Source organism: Nocardiopsis protaetiae (assembly GCF_045446735.1).
GTDB lineage: Bacteria > Actinomycetota > Actinomycetes > Streptosporangiales > Streptosporangiaceae > Nocardiopsis > Nocardiopsis protaetiae.
Genome location: NZ_JBJJBV010000519.1, coordinates 1 through 1,416 on the forward strand (window position 1 = coordinate 1; position 1,416 = coordinate 1,416).

The following is a 1,416-nucleotide window of genomic DNA, read 5'->3' on the forward strand; positions in this document are numbered from 1 at the left end:
CGCCCGCCCCTACACCAGCGAGAGCGAGAAGCGGGAGGCGTTCACGGGGTGGTTGCACCACTACAATCACCACCGGTTCCACACCGCGATCAGCGGCCCTCCCGCTTCCCGCGTACCTAACCTCTCAGGTCAATACACCTAGGGCACTTCGCCCTCACGGCCGGGCTCCTGCCCGCCCTGCTGCGCGCCCCGGCCGCCCGCGTCGTCACCGTCAGCGCCATCGCCGCGACCTGGCGCTCGGGCCGCCTCACCGACCTCATGAGCGAGACCGGGTACCGGCCGATGGGCGCCTACGCCAAGTCCAAGCGCGCCAACGTCGTCTTCACCCTGGAGCTGGCCCGCCGCCTGGCCGACACCCCGGTCACCGCCGTGTCCGTCCACCCGGGGGCGGCGATCACCGACCTGCAGAGGCACACCGGCGGCCCGCTGGGCCGCGCGTTCACCACGGTGGCCGAACACCTGCTCATGGGCTCACCCGAGGGCGCGGCCCGGCCGTCGCTGTACGCGGCGACCGCGCCCGGCGTGGCCTCCGGCGCCTTCCTCGGCCCCGCCGGGCGCGACCAGACCTCCGGCACGCCCCGCACGGTCGCCCTGCCGCGCGGCGCCGACGACCCGGCCGAGGGCCGCCTGCTGTGGGAGGAGAGCGAGCGCCTCACCGGCGCGCGCTTCACCCCCTGACCCGCCCCGGGGCGCCCGACCGGCGCCCCTTCGGCCGGACCGCGCCCGTCACCGGCGCGGACACCGGTGCCGACCGCGTCGCCGCTTGACGCGCACGACCCCCCGCGGTGGACAATCGAACGTTCATTCAGAATGAGGGGACCATGAGCGACAAGGAAACGACCTCCAAGAAGCAGCGGCTGCTCCTGGCGGCCCTGGCCGAGTTCGCCGAGTACGGCATCTCGGGGGCGCGGATGGACCGCCTCGCCAAACGGGCCGGTGTCAGCGCGGGGCTGGTGTACACCTACTTCACCAACAAGGACGGGCTGTTCGACGCGGTCTACGACGCCATCGTCGCCCAGACGGTCGAGGCGATCCCGATCACCGCGGACGATCTGGGCGCGTACGCGGGCCGGCTGTACGACGGCAACCAGGAGCACCCGGACGTCATGCGGTTCATCGCCTGGTACACGCTCGAACGCGGGGCCACCGCCGAGAAGCGGCCCTCCGTGGAGCGGTCGATGGCGGAGAAGGTCGCCGCCATCGAGGACGCCCAGCGGCGGGGCACGGTGACCGACCGGCTGAGCGCGGGGCAGATCCTGGCGCTGCTGCTGACCATCATGAACATGTGGCAGCGCGAGGGCGACGGGCTCCGCGACCTGGTGCCGCAGGAGCAGTACCGGGAGACGATCGTGGCGGCGGTGCGCAGGCTCACCGCGCCCTGATCCGGCGGTGGTGTCCCGCATCGGCGGGGGCGGG

The 1,416-nt window shown here is 73.3% G+C and carries 2 protein-coding genes and 1 pseudogene; all 3 read left to right on the plus strand.

The window, feature by feature from the left end; translation table 11 throughout:
* Positions 1-142: pseudogene (locus ACJOT3_RS34470) on the plus strand (IS481 family transposase); the annotation flags it as partial.
* Positions 133-678 (plus strand): SDR family NAD(P)-dependent oxidoreductase, encoded by a 546-nt coding sequence (locus ACJOT3_RS34475; RefSeq protein ID WP_406977327.1) that lies wholly within the window; start codon positions 133-135, stop codon positions 676-678. The pseudogene ACJOT3_RS34470 and the gene ACJOT3_RS34475, both read left to right, overlap by 10 nt.
* Positions 679-821: 143 nt before the next feature.
* Positions 822-1,382, plus strand: a complete 561-nt coding sequence (locus ACJOT3_RS34480) for a TetR/AcrR family transcriptional regulator (protein ID WP_406977326.1) — start codon at positions 822-824, stop codon at positions 1,380-1,382.
* Positions 1,383-1,416: the final 34 nt, after the last annotated feature.

Excerpts from the sequence above, each read along its gene's own strand:
- ACJOT3_RS34480 (WP_406977326.1), top strand. The coding sequence starts at position 822 with ATGAGCGACAAGGAAACGACCTCCAAGAAGCAGCGGCTGCTCCTGGCG.